The following is an 18,890-nucleotide window of genomic DNA, read 5'->3' as shown; positions in this document are numbered from 1 at the left end:
GTGAGCGCCTAAGATATCGGGATGACTCCCGTCCTCTGCCATCATCCCGCGAACGCGGCCGGCCGCGACTTCGTCGTCGGCGATCTGCACGGTTGCGTGGATGTGCTGCGCGCGCTGCTGCACGACATCGGCTTCGACCCAGCTCGCGACCGGCTGTTTTCGGTCGGCGATCTCGTCGATCGCGGCCCCGCCTCCGAAACCGCGCTCGAGCTGCTCGACCGCCCGTGGTGCCACGTGGTGCGCGGCAATCACGAAGAAGTGCTGAGCCTCGTGTCGCGCGGCAAGCTGTCGCCCGACGCGTGGCGCGGAATCGGCGGCGACTGGGGCGCCGATCTTCCGCCGGAACGGCTGCACGCTCACGCGGCACGCGTCGACGCGCTGCCGCTCGTGCGCGTGATCGGCGACGGCCCCGCGCGCTTCAACGTGCTGCATGCGGAATTCTTCGGCCCGGACGCCGAACTCGACGCGGGCAGCTATTCGCCCGACGTGCGCGAGCGGCTGATCTGGGGGCGCGACCTGGTGCAGGGGCTCGCCGACCCGGCCCGGCAGGCCGGCCTGTCGCTGACCTGCACCGGCCACACGCCTGTGCGCGCGCCGCAGCGCATCGGCGCGCAATGGTTCATCGACACCGGCGCGTTCGCACCGTCCGGACGCCTGACGATCGTCGAGCCGCGCACGGGCGAGACATGGTCGCTCACCCAGGCCGACGCGCGCGCACGTCACGCGGGCGACCTGCCGCTGCCTTGAGGCCTTCACGCCGATAACGGACCTGAGGCCCGCAGCGTTCATGGCGTGCCCCACGCGCACGCGTTTGCGTTCGCGAGCACCGCGCGAGCTAACCGACCTGGTTCAATTCGAACACCGCATCGATCGCGGAACCGTTCCAGTTGTATTCGAGATATGCCGCGTGATGGCAGTCGCGCAGCACCGTCGTGCGGAACGCCGCGAGACACTCGCCGCGCGGGTCGCGCACCGACGGATAGACGATCCCCGCGCCGCCCGCGCTGCGCACTGCACGGCCGAACGCCTGCCCGGCGCTGTAGTCGAGCGGATCGAGCAGGCCCGGGCTGCGCTGCGGCCACGTGCGCACGTCGGCGACGTCGCCCTGCGCGTACACCGTGTACAGCCGCATCTGCTGGCGCATCGGCGCCTCCTTCGTCGCGGCCAGGAACAGCCCGCTGTGATAGCGCGTCTCGGCGATCGCCGTATCGCGCGACCGCCCGCAGTAGAACACGCCGTAGCTGCCGTCGGAAAAGCGGCTGCCCTGCGGATTCAGGTGCGTGAACGCGGCCATGATCGGCCCCCATCCCTGGCCGTAGCGACGCTCGGCCGGCGGCACGAGTTCGAGCGTGCCGACTTCGTTGCGGATGCGGTCGTTGGCCAGCGATTCGAGCGCATACAGCGCGTCGAAATCCTCGGCGGACGCGACGCGGTCGAACAGATTGATGGCCGGAAAACGGGTGGGAATCACGCGATAGGCAGGTGCCCAGTCGACGACGGTCGTGGGCCAGTGTTGGACTGCTTCGATCGGCATCGTCACGCCCAGCCACCCCGCATCGCGTCGAGATATTGACGCACGGCCACCAGGTCGCCGACGTTGCCGGCGAGCATGCGGTCGAGCGCGCGCTTGCCGCCGAACGGCGCGGCGTCGTTGGGCCGCTTGACCCAGGTGTCGGCCGCGGCCGGCTGCGGCAGCAGGATCTGCAGCGCCTTGTAGATGCCGAGCAGCAGCGATAGCCGCTCGAGCGTATCGCGCGGCAGGCGCGCCGATTCCGGCGCGGCCTTCCACTTGAAGAACGTCGAGCGGCCGGGCGACCCGAGCAGCACGATCTGCTCGTCGATCGTCAGCTCCCAGTCGCGCGCGATGTTGAAGAATGCGCGCAGGCCGGCCGCCGACATCTGCGCGACCGAGGCCTGCCGCGGGGCGGAATGCGGATCGAAGGCGGGCTGTGACATGATCGTTAGTCTCGAAACGAATTTACTAACAAGATTAGTCCATTTTCGTATTTTTGCAAGGGTCGTCCCCCACCGCGTCGGTATTCCGTCCGAAGGATCGATATTTTTTGTCCATTCTGGACTGCGATTTTATTTTCTGCGTTAATGACCGTGCGGACGGCGCACCGGGGACGCGGTGCGTCCCCGCAGCAACCGTGTCGCCCAGAACCGGATAGACCACGCCAAGGAACCACCATGAAGAGACTGATTGCCGCCGTTTCGATCGCCCTGCTCGCGGTATCGGCAGGCCCCGCCGTCGCGAAGGACTGGACCACGCTGCGCTTCGGCACCGACGCCAGCTACGCGCCGTTCGAATCGAAGGCGCCCGACGGCAAGCTCGTCGGCTTCGACATCGACCTCGGCAACGAGATCTGCACGCGGCTGAAGGCGAAGTGCGTGTGGCTCGAGAACGATTTCGACGGGATGATTCCCGCGCTGAAGGCGAAGAAGTTCGACGCTGTGCTGTCGTCGATGTCGATCACGCCGCAGCGCGCGGAACAGATCGGCTTCACGACGAAGATCTACAACCAGCCGACGCGGCTCGTCGTGAAGAAGGGCTCGCCGCTGCTGCCGACGGCCGAATCGCTGAAGGGCAAGTCGATCGGCGTCGAACAGGGCACGACGCAGGAAGCGTATGCGAAGGCCTACTGGGCGAAGCAGGGTGCGAACGTCGTGTCGTACCAGAATCAGGACGGCGTATATGCGGACCTGACGTCGGGCCGCCTCGATGCCGCATTGCAGGACGAGGTGCAGGCCGCGATCGGGTTCCTGAAGTCGCCGCGCGGCGCGGGCTACCAGTTCGTCGGGCCCGAACTCGTCGACGAGAAGGTGCTCGGCATCGGCGCCGGCATCGGGCTGCGCAAGGAAGACACCGACCTGAAGGCGAAGATCGATCGCGCGATCCTCGACATGGTCAAGGACGGCACGTACAAGCGGCTCGCGTCGAAGTACTTCGACTTCGACATCTACGGCGGCTGAAGCGGTGCCGCGCGCGCACGGGTACGATGCCCGTCGCGCGCGGCCTGACCGCCCCTCCCCTGCTCGCCGGACGGCGACGCCTCCCTGACGTTCGCCGTCGCGCCGGTTCGTCGTCCGTATCGCGCATCCGGACGCGGCACGTCATTCGCATTGCAAACGGATCACCTGCGCTGGCGACCGCAGGCGCTCGACGTCGTCAATAAGCGAAGATCGGGCGCCGGGGGACCGGTGCCCGCGTGCACATCCCCATGCGGATCGGGTTGGCGAGCGAGAAAGCGCCGGCCCGGCGCGGATGACCGGGTATCAGCCGGATCCGCCTCGCACCGGGCGCGGAGAGATGGCCTGTCGACGCATGCCGGCCGGCAGCAAGATGCGCGGTCGACCGGCGATGGGTCGAATCACTGCGATCGCGGCCTGCCGGCCGCGGCGTGTGGCGATCGTTCGTCATTTTTCTACCCCGTATTCGATCCGTAGCTTGTACCGGCAACCGGACAATGCCGGCGCCCCGACGATCCGTCGACGACGGCCCATGCCGTTCGGAGCAGGGCTGTGCTGCCCGTCCGTCCGGTCATCCCCCGGACTGCGTCCTTGCCGGCCCTCGCATGGTTCGCTGCCGAAGCGGCCGGACGCCACGTCGTCGACTTTCGCACCTCAAACGCCGCAAGGAGCGGGCCAGCTTCGTTCCGGGCCGGCCGCACAAGGCTTTCGTCGGACAAGCCCGCGGCCGGAACGGTCGGGGCAGGCAGGACGTTGCGAAACTGAAACATGGCGGGCGCAGGCGGGCGCGCCCGTGTGACGGCGACGCCTTGCCGGACGAGGCGCGCGGACGATCCGGAAAATTTTCCCGGCGCGGGCGGCACGCCGCCGCGCGCGTTTGCAGGGGCGATTCGGGCGGCCGCCGGCAGGAAACGTTTCACGCGCTTTACATGGCGCCGGCCGCCCGCGCACGGGACGACCGCGAACGCTTCCCGCCGCCGTTCAGCCGACTCGCTGATGGTCGGCGTCGTCCGGCGGCGCGCCGTCCTTTCCGCCGTTGTCGCCGTTGTTGTCGTGGTCGTTGAGCCCGTGCTCGATCATCATCCGGTAAAGCGTGACGCGCGAGATGCCGAGTTCGGCGGCGGCCTTGTTGATCCGGTGATCGTTGCGCAGCAACGCGTTTTCGATCGCGGTGCGCTCGGCGAGCGAACGCGCCTGTTCGAGCGTCACGGGCTCCGTTTCGCCCGGGACATCGAGCCCGAGATCGTGCGGCGTCAGCAGCCGGCTCTCGGCCATCACGATCGCGCGGCGCACCCGGTTGATCAGCTCGCGCACGTTGCCGGGCCACTCGTAGCGGCGCATCGCGTCGAGCGCGGCCGACGTGAAGCCGCTGATCTTGCGGCCGCTGTCGGCCTTGTATTTCTGCAGCACGTAATGCGCGAGGATGTCGATGTCCTTGCCGCGCGCGCGCAGCGGCGGCTCGTGAATGCGCAGCACGCAGAGCCGGTGATAGAGGTCCGCGCGGAAGCGTCCGGCTTCGACCGCGCCGTCGAGATCCACGTGCGTCGCCGAGATGATCCGCACGTCGACCGGAATCGACTCCTGGCCGCCGAGGCGCTCGATCTTCCCTTCCTGCAGGAAGCGCAGCAGGCTCGCCTGGCTTTCGACCGGCATGTCGCCGATTTCGTCGAGAAACAGCGTGCCGCCGTTCGCGGATTCGATCCGGCCCGCGCGCCGCTGGTTCGCCCCGGTGAATGCGCCGCGCTCGTACCCGAACAGTTCCGACTGCAGCAGGTGATGCGGAATCGCGCCGCAGTTGATCGCGACGAACGGCCCCTTGCCGCGCGCCGAGCGCTCGTGGATCGCGAGCGCCGTCAGCTCCTTGCCGGTGCCCGACTCGCCGGAGATGAACACGCTCGCGTCCGTTTTCGCGACCTTGCGGATCGTGCTGAACAGCTGCTGCATCGCTTCGCAGTTGCCGATCATCCCGTGCTCGCCGATCGACGCCGCGTACGCCGCGCCGTCGACGCGATCGAGCGCGGCCATCCCGCGCGCGTGGCCGAGCACGTGCGAAATCCATTCGTACGGCAACGGCAGCGTCACGTAATCGAAACAGTAGCTGCGGATCAGCTCGCGCACGGCAACGCCGATCGTGATGCCGGCCTGCGCGACGGAAATCCAGCCGATCGCCGGCTGGCTGAGGCACGCCTTCAGCGCGGGATAGTCGCGCGACGTGAAGCCCGAGAAATCGACGAGCCCGGCGGCGACGTTCACGCCGGACGTCATGTTCTGCGCGGCGCCGGCCGTCTTCGCGACGGAGATGTCCCAGCCGAGCTCGCGCAGTTGCGCCAGCAACGGCTCGTCCGGCGAACGCATGATCACGAACAGCTTGCGTCCGGCCTCGGGAGCGGTAACGGACACGAGCGGCATCTCGGACGCCGTCGTCCCGCTTGCGTCGGGTGACCTTGCAACCATCGTTGTTCCCCGCTTGGCGTTGGTATCGTGCGCCGGCTCGCCGCCGCATCCGAAGGACCTCGATCGAACCGACATATTGGCCGCATTTCCGTCCGAATAAAATCCCCCCGGGCAATAATCGCGCGCCGGGCGAATCCTTTCATGAACGGTATATCGGTGCCGCCGACGCGCGGCTAGATGGGTGATATCCCGGTGGCGCGGCGGGTGCGAAGCCACGGCCGTACGGGTTGCGGGCGCGCGAAGCCGCGCCGGTGCGGGCGCGCCGGTGCGACACGCGACGCCGGGCACGTGGAATCGGACCGGCGGCAGGCGCCGGCGCGGCCGCGGCGGCCGTACCGGCGCCCGCTCGCGCAACCGTTTTCCGCTTGACGCCAGTCAATCGTCGGAAGAAGTGGGGTTGATGCACGAACGCAACACGTGCCGCGGGGCGCGGCGGCGTCAGCGCCCCGAGGCGAGCGGCGCGAGTGCGTTGGCGCGGCCGCGGCCGGCCGACGCGCCGTCGTGTTCGCCGTAGGCGGCGACGAGCGCGTCGACGCGCGCGAGGTGGTGGCGGTTGTCGTGGTCCCACGGATGGAAGCCCGGCCGGAAAAAGCTCAGCCATTCACCCGCGATGCGCGGGAACAGCCCGCGGCGCGGCCCGTACAGGAATGCCATCATGCGCAGCATGCCGCGCACGCGATGCCTGATGTCGCGATCGCGCGACAGCAGCGTCACGTGCATCAGGAACACGGTCGGCCAGAACGTCAGCGTCGTCACCAGGTACACGCCGACGCGGATCAGATAGCGGCGCGGGCCCGGCTTCATCACGGCGTTCCACACGTCGTAGGACACGGCCTTGTGCTCGGTTTCCTCGAGCGCATGCCACAGCCACATCTGCCGGTAACCTTCGACCGAGCCGTCCAGGCGCGTCGGGTCGCGCAGCAGCCAGTCCGCCAGCATCGCCGTGTAGTGTTCGGCGGCGACCGTGTGCGCGAGCTGCACCGAATGCGGCAGCGTGCGCTTCACGAAGCCGAGCACCGTCCACACGCGCTTGTCGAGCTTGCGCGCGGGCAGGCGGTTGGCCTGCATCAGCTCGTTGTATTCGACGTGCTCGCGCGTATGCATCGCCTCCTGGCCGATGAAGCCGAGCACCTGCCGCTTGAGCACCGGGTCGTCGATCCGGTCGCGATAATTGCGCACCGAATCCATGAAAAAGCGCTCGCCGGCCGGAAACAGCAGCGACAGCGCATTGAAGAAGTGGGTCACGTGCGGGCCGAGCCCATGCCAGTCCTTCGCGCGTTCGACCGGCAGGTCGAAGCGCAGGTCGCGGCGCACCGGCATCACCTCGGCGGCGGTGGCGGAAGCGGCTGACTTCATGTTCGTCGTTCTCCTGGTTTTCGGGCGGCGCGGCAGCCGTCGCGGCCTTGTCGGCGCGGGTCCGCGCGGCTTGCGCGCGACGCCGAAATCTTGACATCGATAACTGTAAAGATAGGCGCCGGCCGGCGCCGCGCGCAAGCCGCGCGGTAGACGCGCGCTTCCAAACAGGGCACGGTCGGCAGCGCGGAAAAAGCGACGTTCGAGCGGCGTTCGCGCGTGCCGCGATTCGAACGCGCATGCCGGTAAGGGACCGGCAGCCGGGCGGCGCGCGCACGCGCCGAAATCGGCACGAAAACGCCGCGCGACGGGCGTTTCACGGGCTCGCGCGGTGGCGCTCGACGTGACGCCGAGCAGCCGGGTGGCGCCGATTCATACGCGCGCCCCGTTCGCGTGGTGCAACCCCGTCGCTCCGGCTCGCGAAAAATTCAAACGCGCGTTCCATTGGCGTATCGGGCGGGTTATGCGAAGACCGCCGCGACCAACCCGCGATCGGCACGCGGACGGGCGCTCGCCGCGTACGGCAGCCCCCTCCCCGCTCGCCTACAATAGCGGTTTTACCCAACCCCTTTTCAGGAGAAGTCATGTCCGTCACCACGACCGCATCGGGCCTCAAAATCGAAGACCTGACCGAAGGCACCGGCGCACAGGCGCAAGCCGGCCAGACCGTCAGCGTCCACTACACGGGCTGGCTGACCGACGGTCAGAAATTCGACTCGAGCAAGGACCGCAACGACCCGTTCGCGTTCGTGCTCGGCGGCGGCATGGTCATCAAGGGCTGGGACGAAGGCGTGCAGGGCATGAAGGTCGGCGGCGTGCGTCGCCTGACGATCCCGCCGCAACTCGGCTACGGCCCGCGCGGCGCAGGCGGCGTGATCCCCCCGAACGCGACGCTCGTGTTCGAAGTCGAACTGCTCGCCATCTGACGACGCCGCCGGCCGACGTCCTTCCGATGGAACGCATCCCGTCTCCCGCCATCGCGCTGCGCCGTTACGACACGTGCGAAGCATCCGACGTGCACGACTTTCACCAGGTCGTGATCGGCGTCGACGGCGCGATGGTGATGGCGGTGGATGGCGTCGGCCAGTGCATCGACCGGCACGCGGCGTGGCTGATTCCGGCCGGCGCGCGCCACGATTACGCGGGCCTCGGCGACAATCGCCAGCTCGTGCTCGACTTGCCCGCCGCGTCGCTCGCGGTGCCGCGGCGGCTGTTCGACAGCGCGCGTGCCGTGTCGATCAACCCGGCGCTGACGTCGCTCGTCGCGCAGGTCGCGGCGGCGGCCGCGCAACTCGGCGGGACGGCCGGCGACACGCGGCGCGCGCATCGCTTCCAGTGGCAGGCCGCCGCGCGACTGTGCGACGCGCTGCTCGACGATGCCGGCCTCGCCGCGCCCGCGGCGGGCCTGGATTTCGCGCGCATCGACCGCTGGCTGCGCGCGCGGCTCGCGGAACCGCTGCGCATCGCCGATCTCGCCGCGCACTGCGGCTACGGGATGCGCCGCTTTCATCAACTGTTCGTCGACGCGTTCGGCGAAACCCCGCATCGCTACCTGCAGCGGCTGCGGCTCGACGCCGCCGTCGTGCTGCTCGCGGACGGCCGCCATCCGCTCGTCGACATCGCCGGCATGGTCGGCTTCGCCGACCAGAGCACCTTCACGCACGCTTTCACGAAGCGCTTCGGCGTCGCGCCCGGGCGCTGGCGCGGCGAGCGGCACTGAGCGCTCACGCGCGCGTCCCGCCCCCCTCGTCGCCCACTTTCCGCACGACCGTCTCCACCGCCTTCAGCGGCCGGCCGTCGTCGTGCCGAAGCGCGAGCTTGCGGATCGCGCGGCCGGTCTTGCGCTCGACCAGCACCGAATGCGGCTCGCCGCGCTCGAACAGGTTCGCCTCGCCCCACTGCCGCAACATCACGATCACCGGAAACAACCCCTCGCCCTTCTTCGTCAACGCGTATTCCTGATACGCGCTGCCGTCCGACGCGGGCACGACTTCGAACACGCCGGCGTCCACCAGCATCCTGAGCCGGTCCGACAGGATGTTGCTCGCGACGCCGAGGCTCGCACGGAAATCGCCGAACCGGCTCACGCCGTCGAACGCGTCGCGCACGATCAGCAACGCCCAGCGATCGCCGACGATATCGGTCGCCCGTGCCACCGCGCATGGTGAATCCGCGAGACTTTTCTGCCTGGCCATATTGCTCTCCGCTGTCGCGCCGGCGCCTTCGCGGGCCGCCGGCCGTCCGTGCGCGGGCCCGTCGCCCGCCGTCACACAGGTTGCATTTTAAAACCACTTTTCCTACACTCACACTGGTTTCACATTGCAACTACTTGAGTGAGCGTGAGGCCCCCCATGGAATCGTCCTGTTCAGGAACGGTCGCGTCGAACGCGACGTCACGCGCCGCTCGTCCGGGCGCCGTGTCACGCGTGCCGACGGCGCTCGTCGCGCTGCTGGCCGTGTGCTGCGCGGCGAGCGTCGCGAACGTGTACTACGCACAGCCGCTGCTCGACTCGATCGCACATGACTTCGGCGTATCCCAGGCGGCGGTCGGCGGCGTCATCACCGCGACGCAGCTCGGCTGCGCGCTCGCGCTGCTGTTCGTCGTGCCGCTCGGCGACCTGCTGAACCGCAAACGCCTGATCGCCGTTCAACTTCTGCTGCTGACGGCGGCATGCATCGGCGTGGCCGCCTCGTCGACGCGCATCGCATTGCTGGCGGGCATGGTCGCGGTCGGGCTGCTCGGCACCGCGATGACGCAAGGGCTGATCGCCTGCTCTGCCGCGCTTGCGGGCGCCGGTGAGCGCGGCCGCGTGGTCGGCGCGGCGCAGGGCGGCGTCGTGGTCGGCCTGCTCGCCGCGCGCTCGCTTGCCGGTGTCGTCACGGATGTCGCCGGCTGGCGCGCGGTTTATCTGGTGTCGGGCGCGCTCGCGATCGCGATGCTGGTCGCGCTGGCGCGGCTGTTGCCCGATGCCCGCGCGCCGCGCGTGCGCATCGGCTACGCGGCGCTGCTCGGTTCGATGGTCACGCTGCTGCGCAACGAGCGCGTGCTGCGTGTGCGCGGGTCAATCGCACTGCTGATGTTCGCGGCGTTCAGCATCTTCTGGAGCGCGCTCGTGCTGCCGCTGAGCGCGCCGCCGCATGCGATGTCGCATACGCAGATCGGCGCATTCGGTCTGGTCGGCGCGCTGGGTGCGGCCGCCGCCGCGCGCGCGGGCCGGCTCGCGGATCGCGGCCTCGGCGAAGCCACGACCGGCGCCGCGCTCGCGCTGCTCGCGCTCTCGTGGCTGCCGCTCGCGTTCGCCGGTACGTCGATCGCGCTGCTGGTCGTCGGCATCGTGCTGCTCGACGTCGGCGGGCAGGCCGTCCACGTCGTGAACCAGAGCATGATCCTCGGCGCGCGGCCCGATGCGCATGCCCGCCTCGTCGGTTGCTACATGCTGTTCTATTCGGTCGGCAGCGGGCTCGGCGCGATTGCGTCGACGATGATGTATGCGCACGCCGGATGGATCGGCGTCTGCGGGCTCGGCGCGGCGGTCAGCGTGGTTGCATTCGCCGTCTGGGCCGTGACGCTCAGGCGTGCATGACGCGTGGCGACGTGTCGAGCACGGAGCGCGGCGTGCCTCGCACAGAACGAAAAAAAACCGGCTCGCCCGGTTCGGGCGGCCGGCATGCGGACCGGACGCATGCGCGTGCGCCGGCCCGACCGTCGCGGCGGCGTGCCGCGTTCGCTTACCCCGCCGCCTGGATCGCCTCTTCGTACACGCCGGCGACGCGTCGCGCGATCACCGCGTTGTCGAAATGGTCGCGCGCGTAGCGCTTGCACGCGGCCTCGTCCGGCAGCGTGATCGCGCCCGACAGCGCGCCGCCGAGCCCTTCCGCGATCGCATCCGCGCCCGTCGACGGCAGCACGAGATCGCTGGACAACCCGGCCACCGCCTCCGGCAGCCCGCCGACCGGCGTCACCAGCACCGGCGTGCCGGACGCCAGCGATTCGACCGTGATCAGCCCGAAGCCTTCGAGCGCGACCGTCGGCACCACGCTGACCGTCGCCGCGCGGTACAGCGCCGCGAGATGATTGTCGGGCACGAAGCCGAGCAGCTTCACGTTGTCCTGCAGCCCCGCGTCGTCGATGCGCTGCTGCAGTTCCTCGCCGATCTTGCCCTTGCCGGCGATCAGCAGCAGCACGTCCGGGTGACGATGCTTGACGAGACCGATCGCGTCGATCAGGTCTTCCAGCCCCATGCGCCGCACGAGCCGGCGCACGGCCAGCACGATCGGCCGGTCCTGCGGCAGTTGCAGCTTGTGCCGCGCCTCGGCCGGCGTGAGCGGCGTATCGAACTGCGCGGTATCGACGCAGCCGGGAATCACGCGCACCCGCGACGGATCGATGCCGTAGCGGTTCGTCAGGATCTGGCCGAACGCCTGCGACAGCACGATCAGGCGCGACGAGCGCGTATAGACGGCCTGTTCGAGATAGCGCTTCGCGCGCTGCCCGAGCGACGCGGCGCCCTCGACCTGGCTTTCGTCGGCCCACGGCCCCTGGAAATGCGACACCTGCGGAATCCCGCGCGTCACGTCGAGGCCCGGAAACGTGTACAGCGCGAAGTGCGACGAAATCACGTCCGGCCGCTCGCTGCGAATCTCGTCGCGCAACGCGCGGCGCGCGGCGAGCATGCGGCGCGCGAGCGGCTGCGACGCGGGCCCGAAGCCCTGGATCGCACCGCCCGTGTCGTCGGCGACCTTCGGCGAGCCGGCGACGAGCCCGCGCACCTCGACGCCCGCACCGGGCAGCGCGCCGACGAGCGAGTAGTACATCCGGTCGAGGCCGCCCGCGCGTTCGGGGAACCAGTGCATGCCGATCTGCAACGATTTGATCGGCCGGGAAGATTGGGACATTACGACTGCTCCTGCGTAACCGCATGCTCGACCCGCTCGAACGCGGACGGCTGCGAGGGTTGGCCGATGCGCCGGTAGAGCGCGACATACTGGGCGCCCATGTGGGCCCAGCCGAAACGGGTCATCAGTTCGCGGGCCGCGTCGCCCATCGCGCGGCAGGTCTCGCGCGACGCCGCGAGCGAGCCGATCGCCTGCGCGAGCGCGGCCGGATCGTCGGGGTCCTCCAGCACGATCCCGCAATCGCGCGTGATGATTTCCGCGCCGCCGGCGGTGCGCGCGGTGACGACCGGCAGCCCGGCCGCCATCGCCTCGAGCAGCGACAGGCTCATCGCTTCGTAGCGCGACGGAAACACGTATGCGTCGACCGAGCGCATCAGCGTCGGCATGTTCTTCACGAGACCGAGGAAATGCACGCGCGAATCGATGCCGAGCGCGCGCGCCTCGTCCGGATACGGGCTGCCGGGCAGATAACCGGCCACCGCGAGATGGACGTTCGCCGGCAGCTTCGTCAGCGCCTTCAGCACGGTGCCGAGGTTCTTGCGCGGCGTGCGCAGATCGCCGACGAACAGCAGCAGGAACGCATCGTCCGGCAGCTTGAACGCCGCGCGATCGGCCTGCGCGCCCGCGAACGCGCTGCCGTCGACGCCGTTGTAGATCACGCTGATCTTGCCGCTGTCGATGCCGAGCCCGGCGATCTCGTCGGCCACCTTCTGCGACACGGCCGTGATCGCGCGCGAACGCCGGTACGCCCAGCGCTCGAGCGCCGTATTCGCGCGCGTGTAGACGTACTGGTACGCCGACCACAGCCCCTTCGTCAGCCCGAACGGGTAATACGGGCTCTTGAACCAGCCGCCGTGCACGAAGTGCGCAGTATTCACGTCGGCCTTGATCCACGAAATGAAACCGTTCACGTGCAGCACGTCGTACTCGCCGCGATGCGCGCGCAGCCACCACGCGCTCTTCAGCGCGAACACCTGCTGCTTGACGAGATTCGACGGCCAGAAGCCGCCGACCTTCACCGGCACCCAGCGCACGCGCGGGTCGGCCAGCAACTCGGGCGCGACATGCGACGCGACCAGCGTGACCTCGTAGCCTTCGGCCAGCGCCGCGCGCGCGATTTCGTAATTGACGCGGCCCTGCCCGTCGTTATGTCGCACGACGTGCGTGACGATCGCGATTCTCAATGGTCGCCTCCCCGTGAACGCGCGGCGGCCAGCAGGCGCTGTGCCTTCTGCCAGTGCGCCGCGGATAGTATTGAAAAAATGGCCGTGAACAGCAGCAGGCCGCCCGTGCCGATCAGCGAGTTCGTGAACACGAGCATCGCGAACACCGACAGGCACAGGCTCAGGCATGCGCCGACGAACTTGTCCTTGCGCAGCTTGAACGCCGCGCGCAGCGTGCGGGCGAGCAGCATCACCACGCCCGACAGGTACAGCAGCGTGCCGGGCCAGCCGAGCACGAACGGCACGTTCATCACGCCGCTGTCGAAGCTGCCGTACTTGCCGAGCTCGCCGCTGTCGCTCGACAGCTTGGTGGACGCGCCGGTCGCGCCCATCCCCTCGCCGGCGACGTCGGTGAACGCCGTTTGCGCGAAGGTCGCGTAGAACTTGTTGCGGTCGTCGTAGCTGCGGTCGTCCTTCAGGTTCGTGATCGATTGCAGGCGCGCGCCGAGCCGGTCGGCCACCGGCCCGACGGTCAGCAGCGGCACGCACAGCCCGACCAGCACGACACCGCTGATCAGGATCCGCATCCGCACACGGTTGCTCGACTGCACGAGCTGGATCGCGAGCGCGATCACCCAGCCGCCCCAGGTCGAGCGCACGAGACACAGCGCGAACGACACGAAGCCGGCGGCGCCCGCGAACCAGCGGACCTTCTGCGGCGCCGCGAACACGAACACCAGCGCGCCCATGATCGCGAACGCGAACGGCCCCGACGAGTTCATCGTGCTGAAGACGCGGACACCGTACGGCACCGGCTCGCCCTGCGAGCCCATGTCCGAGCCGATCATCCACAGCACGTCCCACTGCGGCATCACGAAGTACTGCACGACCCCGTACACGCCCATCACGAGCATGCCCCACATGAACGTGGACAACAGCACGTCGCGGTACTCGGGATAGTCGCGCGAGTTAACCATGATGTGAAAACCGATCAGCAGCGGGTACACCCAGTTCGCGAGGTCGTAGGTCGCGGCCATCACGCCGCTCGACACGATCCCGACCAGATACGCATACGTGAGCCCGAACAGCATCAGCAGCACGGGAATCCCGCGCCGCTGCGCGAGCACGCGGTAATGCCTGAGCAGCCCGAATCCGGCGATCATCGTCACCGCGAGCGGCGCGACCTGGATCAGGCTCGTCGGCGTGAACGCGCCTTTCGACCAGTCGGCGAGACGCCGCACTTCGGGGCTCAGGAACCACACCCACCACATGAAGCCGACGTAGCGCGCCGGGCTCTTGAAATACAGCCAGATGCCGACCGCGATCGCCAGCACCGGAAACGCGAGCGTCAGCACCTTGCCCTGGTGAATGGCGATCAGCGCGGCGGTAAACGTCCACAGCCCGGCCTGCCCGACCCAATGCTTCGGTTCGGGCAACCGGCTGCGGCTGCGCGACGGTGCGCGTTCGGCGGCAATCGTACTCATCGATCCGCTCTCACCGCGACGACGGGCGCGAATCCGCGAGCGGCATCGCGAGACCGGCCGCCGCCGGCGTGCGACGCCGACGCAGCATGTCGCGCGTGATCCGCACGTGCTGTTCGGCAAACGCCTGCGTGGTCAGGTCGCGCTCGCGCAGGCACGCGGCCGCGGCACGCGCGCATTCGAGCGCGGCGACCGGATCGGCCACGAAGCGATCGGCGGCCTGGCGCATCGCCGCCGCGTCGAACGCCGGCACGTAGGCGGCCGTGTCGTGCGGGAAGTAGTCGCTGAGCCCGCCGACGTCGGACACGATCATCGGCTTGCCGACCGCCGCCGCCTCGAGCATCACGGTGATGCCCGACGCGTGGAAGTTCGGCCGCAGCGGCACGACGATCACGTCGGCCCACGCGTACAGCTCGTGCTGCTTCGCGAGGCCCGAGGCCGAGCCGATCTTCACGTTCGGCGCATGCCACTCGCGCGGCACGCGGCGCCGCGTCGCGAGCCGCACGTCGTAGCGCTCGTCGCCGCCGAACGCGGCGAGAAACGTGCGCCAGTCGCGATCTCGGTCGTTGCCGATCGCCGCGATCCGCAGCGGCCGGTTCGGCTGCCACTGCCGCGGCTCCGTCGGCGGGAAGTCCTGCGTGTTCAGCCCGTAGTAGACGAACTCGGCTTCGCGCCCGAGAAAGCGGCGGCACAGCTCGGCGTTGTCGCGGGCGAGCGTCGTCAGCGCGTCGGCGCGCGCGAGCAGCTTGCGGTACAGCCAGCGGCGCGGGCCGCCGAACGTGTTCCACTTGTCGAACAGCCACACGCTCTGCGCGAGCAGCAGCGGCCGCTTGCCCTGTGCGCCGGCGAGCTTCAGGATCAGCGCGGCGGCGAGATGCTCCTGCTCGGTGTGCGTCCAGATCACGTCGGTGCCCAACAACGCGGCGCGATTGCGCCACGCATGCACGACGTCGAAGCCGAGCGCCGCCTTCAGCGCACGGCGCGCGAGGCTCGCGACGCGGTTCTCGCGCCGGTCCTGCGAATAGGTCAGCCGGAATTCGTCGGATTCCGCGTGGTGATAGCCGTACAGGCAGCCGATGTTCTCGCCTTTCCGGTAAGTACGCGGATCGGCGCCGTAGAACAGGTGGACGTGAACCTTCGTGGAATTCATGCAAGCCTCCGCCGGGCCGCCCCAAGGAGGCTGACCGTCCCCTCGGGGGACAGCGAACAAAGTGAGCGTTGGGGTCGTACCATTTCAAGCCCTCCGGGGATGGCCGCGCGTCGTGCGCGCAGCCCGTTCAAGACGTCACCGGCGGCATCGCCGCACGATGGGGGGCAAGGTCGGCGCGGCGTGCATCGCGTGCGCCGCGGCGCACCGCGCGCCAGTGCTCGCGCACGCGCTCGCGCCGCGCGGTATGCAGCGACAGCAGCACATGTGCGAAGCCCGGATAGACGCGCGTGCCGATCAGCGTCCACCACCACCACGCGATCTCGCGCCGCACCGGCGGCAGATGCTCGCGCAGGATCAGGTGCAGGTTGTACGCGCCGTTGCTGATCGCATTGAGCGATGCGGCGTCGCGCCGGTCGTCGTCGAAACGCTCGGCCGGAAAATGATCGACCGCGATCGCCGGATCGTAGACGAGCGTCCAGCCGTCACGCTGCACCTGCATGCTGAAACCCATGTCGTTGTGCACCTGCGCGCCCGCGCCGCGCAGCCGCGTGTCGAAGCGCAGACGTTCGATCGCGGCGCGGCGGTAGCTCATGTTCGCGCCCTTGAGCATGTCGACTTCGCGCGCGCCGCCGACGCCCAGATGATGGTTGCCGACGATCTTGCCGGACAGCGTGAGCTGGCCGACGAGCTCGCGCGACTCGTCGAGCACGCGGCCCTTCTCGTGCACCCAGTCGCGGCCGCCGACCGCGCCCACGCGCGGGTCGGCCAGGAACACGGCCTCGATGCGCGCGAGCCAGTCGGCGCGCGGCGCCGCGTCGTCGTCGGTGATCGCGACGACGTCGCCGTTCGCCGAGTCGAGCCCCTTGTTCAGCGCGGCGACCTGCCCCGGCACGTCGACCGGCACGATCCGCAGCGGCAGCATGCCGCCGACCGACGGGTCGGCGAGGCGCTCGTGCGTGGCATCGTCCTCCGGGCGCGCGACGACGATCACCTCGTCGGGCAGCCGCTGCTGACGCTGCAGCGCCAGCAGGCAGCGCGCGAGGTCGGCGGGACGCCTGTAGGTCGGAACGAGCACGGAAATTTTCATCGAGGGTTCTCCAGTCGGCCGGGCCGGCGCTGCGCACGCCGGCCCGGTTTCGTGCAATGCCGTCAGGCGCTCAGGTATTCGTGGACGGCCGCATAGCCGCGGCCGTAGCCGCGCGCCTTCGGCGGCACGCCGTTGAAGATCCCGCCTTCCAGATCGACGCCCGCGGTACGCAGGCGCTTGATCGCGTCGGCGATCTCGCCTTCGGTATGCATGCCCGAGCGCAGCACCATGAAGGTCGCGCCGGCCATGCGGCCGATGATGGTCGCGTCGGTCACCGCCAGCACCGGCGGCGAGTCGATCAGCACGACGTCGTAGCGCTTGCCGAGCCCTTCGAGGTATTGCGGCAGGCGCGTCGACATCAGCAGCTCCGACGGGTTCGGCGGGCGCGTGCCGGCCGAGATGAACGACAGGCCCTGCACCGGCGTCTCGCGGATCGCCTCCTCGAGCGGCGACTGATCGCTCAGCAGTTCCGACAGGCCCGGCTGCGCGGTGAGGCCGAAGTAGCGGTCGAGCATGCCGCGGCGCATGTCGGCGTCGATCAGCAGCACGCGCTTGCCCGAATGCGCGAGCAGCACCGCGAGGTTGACCGTCAGGAAGCTCTTGCCGATGCCCGGCGTCGGACCGGTCAGCACGACCACGCGATTCTTCGCGTCCATCATCGCGAACTGCATCGCGGTGCGCAGGCTGCGCATGCTTTCGACGCTCAGGTCCTTCGGACGCAGGCTCGCGAGGATCGGCCGCGCGCGGCCGCCGCCCTTCTCGGCCATGGCGTCGAGCTTCACCTGCTCGGTGCTTTGCGGCACCAGCCCGTACAGCGGCAGGTTGAACGTGCGCTCCACGCGATCCGGATCCTCGATGCCCTGGAACAGGTTGCGGCGCAGGAACACGACGCCGGTACCGAGAATCAGCCCGAGGAACACCGCGGCCGACAGGATCAGCACCTTCTTCGGCTTGACCGGGTCGCCCGGGCGCAGCGCGGAATCGACGAGGTGGATGTTGCCGCCCGTGCCGGCCTTCTGCACCGACAGTTCCTGCACGCGGTTCAGCAGCAGCACGTAGATGTCCTCGGCGACCTTCGCGTCACGCTGGAGCTGGACGGCCTTCACTTCGGTCGCCGGCAGGCTGCGGAAGCGGTTGCTGAACTTGTCCTTCTCGCCCTGCAGCTCCGCGAGCTGCTGCTTCGCGGCGATCACCATCGGATGCGAATCGGTGAAGCGCTGCGCGAGCGACGCGAGTTGCAGGCGCTGAGCCGCGATCTGCTGCTCGTACTGCACGCTGCCTTCGAGGTAGACCTTCGCCTCGTCGCTCGCGTTGATCGAGCCGGACGTGCGCTGATACTGCGTCAGCGCGGCTTCCGCGCGCTCGAGGTCGGACTTCAGGCGCGGCTCCTCGCCCTTCAGGAAGTCGAGCATCTTGGTCGCTTCGGCCTGCTTCGCGATCACGTGCTGATTCAGGTACGACTGCGCGAGCGCGTTCGCGATCGCGGCGGTCTGGTCCGGGTCCTTGCCTTCGAGCGAGATCTGCACGACGCCCGTCTGCTTGCCCTGCTCGGACACCTGGATGCCCGACTGGAAGCCGGTGATCGCGTCGAGATCGTTGTAGCGGACCACGGTGAACTGCGTGCCCGGACGCGCGACCAGCTTCTGCACGAGCAGCGTCACGCCGCCGCCCTGCTCCGATTCGCCGACACGGCCCGACAACAGTCGGTTGCCGTTCGGTCCGACCAGCGTATACGTGCCGTTCGGGCCGGCCGTCAGCGTCATCTTCTTGCCTTCGAGCGCGGGCACGACGTTGATCGTGTCGACGTCGGCGACTTCGCCGCCCCATGCGTACGACCGCAGGCCGAACCACGCGCGCGACGGCTCGCCGGGCGTCGCGACGCGCGCGGACAGGCTGCCGAGCAGCGGAATCGTCTTCGGCACGACCGAGAAGTTCAGCTTGAACTGCTCGACGACCGGCGTGACGACGCCGCGGCTCTTGATGATCTCGATTTCCGCGTCGGTCTGCGCCTGCTGCGGGCCGCTGTTGATCGTCGCCCCCGTCTGCGTCTGCGTGAGCGCCTGCGACGTGTTGTCGTTGCTCTCGACCCGCACGTGCACGTCGGCCTGGTACACCGGTTTCGCGATGTAGCAGTAGAGGCCGGCGAGCGCGATGACGGTCACCGCGATGCCGAGCAGCAGCCAGATGTCGTCCATCAACACCTGGAGCAACTGGCCGAGGACGACGTCCTCTTCCTCGGTTTTCGCGGTCAGATCCGCGTAGGCGTGTTTTGCTTGCGTGTTCACCATTCGTTCCCGCTTGAGTGGTGCCGGGGCGGAGGTGCCGCCCCGGCGGGC

Annotated in this window: 16 protein-coding genes; 5 read left to right on the top strand and 11 right to left on the bottom strand. The window is 69.0% G+C overall.

The features are described 5' to 3' along the window. Positions 1-21: 21 nt before the first annotated feature. Positions 22-747, top strand: coding sequence for a metallophosphoesterase (locus WS45_RS11265; protein WP_059531552.1), 726 nt, complete (start codon positions 22-24; stop codon positions 745-747). A gap of 88 nt (positions 748-835) precedes the next feature. Here the strand turns inward: WS45_RS11265 and WS45_RS11260 are convergent, their stop codons facing one another. Together WS45_RS11260 and WS45_RS11255 are read right to left on the bottom strand one after the other, a co-directional pair. Beyond that, positions 836-1,534, bottom strand: coding sequence for an RES family NAD+ phosphorylase (locus WS45_RS11260; RefSeq protein ID WP_059700563.1), 699 nt, complete (start codon positions 1,532-1,534; stop codon positions 836-838). Positions 1,535-1,536: 2 nt separating this feature from the next. Continuing rightward, positions 1,537-1,956 carry an MbcA/ParS/Xre antitoxin family protein gene (locus WS45_RS11255; RefSeq protein ID WP_059531557.1) on the bottom strand — a complete coding sequence of 140 codons (420 nt, stop codon included), beginning with the start codon at positions 1,954-1,956 and terminating at the stop codon, positions 1,537-1,539. Positions 1,957-2,190: 234 nt separating this feature from the next. Here WS45_RS11255 and WS45_RS11250 point away from each other — a divergent pair, with 234 nt between their 5' ends. Further along, on the top strand, positions 2,191-2,973 hold the full coding sequence (locus WS45_RS11250) for an ABC transporter substrate-binding protein (RefSeq protein WP_059689542.1): 783 nt from the start codon (positions 2,191-2,193) through the stop codon (positions 2,971-2,973). Positions 2,974-3,951: 978 nt separating this feature from the next. On the opposite strand, the gene WS45_RS11245 is transcribed toward WS45_RS11250, so the two are convergent. Then, positions 3,952-5,424 (bottom strand): sigma-54 dependent transcriptional regulator, encoded by a 1,473-nt coding sequence (locus WS45_RS11245; protein ID WP_059531561.1) that lies wholly within the window; start codon positions 5,422-5,424, stop codon positions 3,952-3,954. A 438-nt stretch (positions 5,425-5,862) separates the two neighbouring features. After that, positions 5,863-6,780 carry a metal-dependent hydrolase gene (locus WS45_RS11240; protein ID WP_059699862.1) on the bottom strand — a complete coding sequence of 306 codons (918 nt, stop codon included), beginning with the start codon at positions 6,778-6,780 and terminating at the stop codon, positions 5,863-5,865. A gap of 581 nt (positions 6,781-7,361) precedes the next feature. Between WS45_RS11240 and WS45_RS11235 the strand changes: the two genes are divergently transcribed. Beyond that, a complete protein-coding gene (locus WS45_RS11235; RefSeq protein WP_059531564.1) occupies positions 7,362-7,703 on the top strand; it encodes an FKBP-type peptidyl-prolyl cis-trans isomerase in 342 nt (113 codons plus the stop codon). 26 nt (positions 7,704-7,729) lie between these two features. Continuing rightward, a complete protein-coding gene (locus WS45_RS11230) occupies positions 7,730-8,497 on the top strand; it encodes an AraC family transcriptional regulator (protein ID WP_059699860.1) in 768 nt (255 codons plus the stop codon). A 4-nt stretch (positions 8,498-8,501) separates the two neighbouring features. Here WS45_RS11230 and WS45_RS11225 read toward each other — a convergent pair whose 3' ends face one another. Next, positions 8,502-8,972 carry a winged helix-turn-helix transcriptional regulator gene (locus WS45_RS11225; RefSeq protein WP_059700562.1) on the bottom strand — a complete coding sequence of 157 codons (471 nt, stop codon included), beginning with the start codon at positions 8,970-8,972 and terminating at the stop codon, positions 8,502-8,504. Positions 8,973-9,128: 156 nt separating this feature from the next. Between WS45_RS11225 and WS45_RS11220 the strand changes: the two genes are divergently transcribed. After that, a complete protein-coding gene (locus WS45_RS11220) occupies positions 9,129-10,361 on the top strand; it encodes an MFS transporter (RefSeq protein ID WP_059699858.1) in 1,233 nt (410 codons plus the stop codon). 145 nt (positions 10,362-10,506) lie between these two features. On the opposite strand, the gene WS45_RS11215 is transcribed toward WS45_RS11220, so the two are convergent. The 6 genes from WS45_RS11215 to WS45_RS11190 form a co-directional block, all read right to left on the bottom strand. Then, positions 10,507-11,673, bottom strand: a complete 1,167-nt coding sequence (locus WS45_RS11215) for a glycosyltransferase family 4 protein (protein WP_059531574.1) — start codon at positions 11,671-11,673, stop codon at positions 10,507-10,509. Then, positions 11,673-12,857 carry a glycosyltransferase family 4 protein gene (locus tag WS45_RS11210; protein WP_059699856.1) on the bottom strand — a complete coding sequence of 395 codons (1,185 nt, stop codon included), beginning with the start codon at positions 12,855-12,857 and terminating at the stop codon, positions 11,673-11,675. Before WS45_RS11210 ends, WS45_RS11215 begins: the two co-directional genes overlap by 1 nt. Then, positions 12,854-14,320 (bottom strand): O-antigen ligase family protein, encoded by a 1,467-nt coding sequence (locus WS45_RS11205; protein WP_059699852.1) that lies wholly within the window; start codon positions 14,318-14,320, stop codon positions 12,854-12,856. The genes WS45_RS11210 and WS45_RS11205 overlap by 4 nt, the downstream gene beginning before the upstream one ends. 10 nt (positions 14,321-14,330) lie before the next feature. Beyond that, positions 14,331-15,467: a glycosyltransferase family 4 protein gene (locus tag WS45_RS11200; protein WP_059699851.1), complete on the bottom strand. Its 1,137-nt coding sequence runs from the start codon at positions 15,465-15,467 to the stop codon at positions 14,331-14,333. 127 nt (positions 15,468-15,594) lie between these two features. Continuing rightward, positions 15,595-16,554 (bottom strand): glycosyltransferase family 2 protein, encoded by a 960-nt coding sequence (locus tag WS45_RS11195; protein ID WP_059699849.1) that lies wholly within the window; start codon positions 16,552-16,554, stop codon positions 15,595-15,597. Positions 16,555-16,616: 62 nt separating this feature from the next. Further along, positions 16,617-18,842, bottom strand: a complete 2,226-nt coding sequence (locus WS45_RS11190) for a polysaccharide biosynthesis tyrosine autokinase (protein ID WP_059531592.1) — start codon at positions 18,840-18,842, stop codon at positions 16,617-16,619. Positions 18,843-18,890 lie beyond the last annotated feature (48 nt).

Origin of the sequence: Burkholderia sp. RF2-non_BP3 (assembly GCF_001522185.1) — a bacterium.
In the GTDB taxonomy this organism is placed as follows: domain Bacteria; phylum Pseudomonadota; class Gammaproteobacteria; order Burkholderiales; family Burkholderiaceae; genus Burkholderia; species Burkholderia diffusa.
The sequence above is the reverse complement of the archived record's forward strand: the minus strand, read 5'-3'. Positions and strand labels throughout refer to the sequence as shown.